Source organism: Donghicola sp. XS_ASV15, from assembly GCF_041224595.1.
Taxonomy (GTDB): Bacteria; Pseudomonadota; Alphaproteobacteria; order Rhodobacterales; family Rhodobacteraceae; genus Donghicola.
Genome location: NZ_JBGFGN010000147.1, coordinates 1 through 3773 on the forward strand (window position 1 = coordinate 1; position 3773 = coordinate 3773).

2 protein-coding genes and 1 other annotated feature are annotated in these 3773 nt (G+C 59.0%); both genes read left to right on the forward strand.

Going from position 1 to position 3773, the window contains the following annotated elements; translation table 11 throughout:
- Positions 1 to 650: 650 nt before the first annotated feature.
- Positions 651 to 706: a sequence feature (sul1 is cis-regulatory element that is thought to sense ions involved in sulfur or methionine metabolism; They are found in Alphaproteobacteria), on the forward strand.
- Positions 707 to 778: 72 nt separating this feature from the next.
- On the forward strand, positions 779 to 2275 hold the full coding sequence (locus tag AB9K37_RS12330; protein ID WP_102856252.1) for a SulP family inorganic anion transporter: 1497 nt from the start codon (positions 779 to 781) through the stop codon (positions 2273 to 2275).
- Between the two features lie 12 nt (positions 2276 to 2287).
- Entirely contained in the window at positions 2288 to 3139 is an 852-nt protein-coding gene (locus AB9K37_RS12335; RefSeq protein ID WP_102856253.1) for a universal stress protein, read from the forward strand.
- Positions 3140 to 3773 lie beyond the last annotated feature (634 nt).

Genomic DNA, 3773 nt, shown 5'->3' on the forward strand with positions numbered 1-3773 from the left:
AGCCATTTGTGGCCTCCTTGTGGTGTGCCCCTTCCGGTCTTGGTGCCGAAAATCGGGGCGGGGTTTCTGGCGAGGTCCGCTGCAAGCGGCCCTCTCCTGAAAGCCTGCCTCCCGGCGAGGGCAGGAGGGGGACCCGCGCAAGTTCCATGACAAGGAAGGGGGGGAGGGGGATCACCCGACCACGCAGCTCGGCCCCGGCCGAGACCGTGGTTGGGGACACCCCCCCTGACGCCGCTCATGGTGCTTGCGTGGGGGAACCGGCGGTTCCCTAGACGGACAGGACGCGCTTGCGCGTCATGGCCCAAGGATGCGGGCGGCGTTCGGCTTGACCGAACCCCCCGCCAGTGTGATCGCCGCGCTCGTGTCAGATGCCAAGCAAAACCGACTTTTGTGTCACATCGCTGACCCAGAGCGCGGCGCTACGTCCGCATGACGGGGCAGGGGCCAAACGGTCATTCGTGAAAATTGCAACGAACGGCGGGAACGAGCCCCAATTTTCCAGATGCAGCGCGTTGCGCCAATGTCGGTTGTGGGAGTCAGCTTCTCAGCGAACCCCTCCTCCAACAGGTTCGATCAAGTGGCGTGATACCCTCGCATCTGAAGGCGATTGATATTCCTACGAAGATAGGGTTTATGCACCTCTAATAGCGTTAGGACCCGGTGAGAGCCCGGGTGGCTCTTCCGGCCGCTGATCCGCCGGACAACCCTGAAACTTCCCGACATACAATGCCGACCGTCTTATGAAAGACGATCAGGCACAGGGTACTGGATTGTTTAAATGATCTCAATTTCTGACTACCGACAGCAATGGTTCGGTAACATTCGTGGCGATGTGCTTGCGGGTACCGTCGTCGCGCTGGCGCTGATCCCCGAAGCCATCGCATTTTCTATCATCGCAGGCGTGGACCCCAAGGTGGGTCTTTACGCCTCCTTTTCCATTGCCGTGCTCATCGCCTTTACAGGCGGACGGCCTGGCATGATTTCGGCGGCGACTGCCGCCACAGCCGTTCTGATGATTACGCTCGTGAAGGATCACGGGCTTGAATATCTCTTGGCCGCAACCGTTCTCGCAGGTCTTTTGCAGATCGGGGCGGGGCTTTTGAAGCTCGGGCGCTTCATGCGCTATGTTTCAAAATCGGTGATGACCGGCTTCGTGAATGCGCTGGCGATCCTCATCTTCATGGCGCAACTCCCCGAGTTGAACCTGAGCAACCCCGGCGTCACATGGCTCACCTATGTCCTCGTCGCTGCGGGCCTTGCAATCATCTATCTCTTTCCACGGATCACCACCACGATCCCGTCGCCGCTGGTCACGATTATCGTGCTGACCCTGGCCGTTCTGGCGATGGGCTGGGACGTCCGAACGGTGGGCGACATGGGCGCACTGCCGGATACGCTGCCCTTCTTCCTGATCCCGGATGTGCCGCTGACCATCGAGACGCTGTTGATCATCTTTCCGTATTCTGCCGCCGTTGCGGTGGTCGGCCTGCTGGAAAGCCTGATGACCCAGAACATCGTTGATGACCTGACAGACACCAAGTCCAACCGGAACCAGGAATGCATCGGTCAGGGCATTGCCAACACCGCGACCGGATTTATCGGCGGTATGGCGGGTTGCGCGATGATTGGACAGTCGATCATCAACGTGAAGTCCGGCGGTCGCGGGCGTCTCTCGGCCTTTTCCGCTGGTGTTGTCCTGTTAGTTCTGGTCGTCGGCCTAGGTGATCTTGTGGCGCGTATCCCGATGCCCGCATTGGTCGCCATCATGATCATGGTGTCGATCGGCACCTTCTCCTGGTCCTCGATCAAGGCGCTCAGAGTGCATCCGCGTTCGTCCTCAATCGTGATGATCGCAACTGTCGTCACCGTGGTCTACACACACAACCTCGCCATTGGCGTTCTGGTAGGGGTGCTGCTGTCAGGCATCTTCTTTGCAGGCAAGATCGCGCAACTTTTCCGTATCACCTCGACCCTATCAGCTGATGGCCGTCAACGGACTTACGTGCTCGAAGGCCAGCTTTTCTATGGGTCAGCCGAGGATTTCGCGGATGCTTTCGATTTCCGCGAGGCGCTTGATCGTGTCACCATTGACGTGAGCCAGGCCCATATCTGGGATATCAGCTCCGTTCAGGCGCTGGACATGGCAATTCTGAAGTTCCGCCGAGAAGGTTCGGAGGTCGAGGTTGTCGGAATGAACGATGCAACCGAAACGCTCGTTGATAAGCTTGCGATACATGACAAGCCCGGCGCGATGGACAAGTTAATGGGACACTGAGGGAGGAACACCATGGACAAGATACTGACACTACTGGACGGGTCGGACTATTCCGAAAGCGTCTGCCACCATACTGCTTGGATCGCTCAGAAGCTCAACGCCAGCGTGATAGCCATGCATGTGTTGGGTCGTCGCGAAGGTGCTGCCTCAACGGACCTTTCGGGGGCACTAAGCCTAGGAGCCAGGACTGCGCTTCTAGAAGAGCTTTCCGCCATGGACGCGCAGCGCGCTAAACTTGCCCAAGCGAAGGGCCATGCCATTCTGGAAGATGCGAAAGCGATCCTTGAGCAAGACGGAATCCCGAAGGTGGATCTGCGTCTTCGAAAAGGCGACCTTCTGGAATCGGTTCGCGAGCTTGAAAGCGATATTCGCGCAATCACAATCGGCAAGCGGGGCGAAGGCGCGGATTTCGCCTCCGGTCACCTGGGGTCGAATCTGGAGCGGATCGTACGCACCTCCAAGGTGCCTGTGTTTGTGGCATCACGAGAGTTTCGACAGATTTCAAAAGTTCTCATCGCATATGATGGGAGCGCGAGCGCCAAGGTCGCCATCGAGCGCATGTCGACCAGCCCCGTCTTCTCAGATCTCGACATCTGCGTGCTTTGTGTGGCCCAAGACAACGTTCACGCCCAGAAAGTCGCCGATGAAGCCGTTACTAAGCTCCATACGTCTAATATCACTGCATCCTCTCGCATCGCGACAGGCGAACCCGAAGACGCCCTGAATAAGCTGGTTTCTGAAGAGGGTTTCGATCTTCTGGTGATGGGGGCCTATGGTCATAGCCGGATCAGGAACCTCATCATCGGATCAACGACTACGGCGATGATCCAGTCCGTGAAAATACCGGTTTTGCTGTACAGATAAGATTGAGATGCGGTCTTTTTCAGGCCGCGTCGCAAATGTCGGAATTGCATAGTGGCCGTTCATCGCCGCCATTCCTAAAATAGGTTTGTCCGCTCTCCCGGCCCTGACCCATACCACGCCTAAAGTCTGGTTTGGGTCGGAAATGCTCGGCATTTGGGTCGGAATTGCTTGGCACGGCCCACTGACAAGATTCAGAAAGTTCGCAGCCAAGAGTCGGAGATGCGCGGCATTCGACAGCTCGCGCGGGGATCTCGATATTCTCTTGTCGACCAAGTGGCCGCGGGCGCGGCCTGGGGGCTGTCTGCCCCCGCGCCTATCGGCGCTCCCCCGAGGATATTTTCAGGAAGATGAATGGAAGAGCGCACGGCGGTCTGGCCCCGCAAAAGGCCGAGGGAACCGAGGGAAGATCGTCACCCGAAGGGCCGAGATTTGCGGGCCGCATCGGACCATGCCCCCGCGTCGATCCGCTGGCTCGGAACGAGACGGCGGGCGGCGCACCTGGGGGGCAGGGACGGGCGGCGCGGAAAGCTCGGGGAGTGGGCCGGTGCAGCCGGCGCACGAGTAGAGCCCGGTCCTGGGCGCGCGTGTCCTCGAGCGACTGCACGAGGTCACGCGCGATCAGGATTTGCCCGAA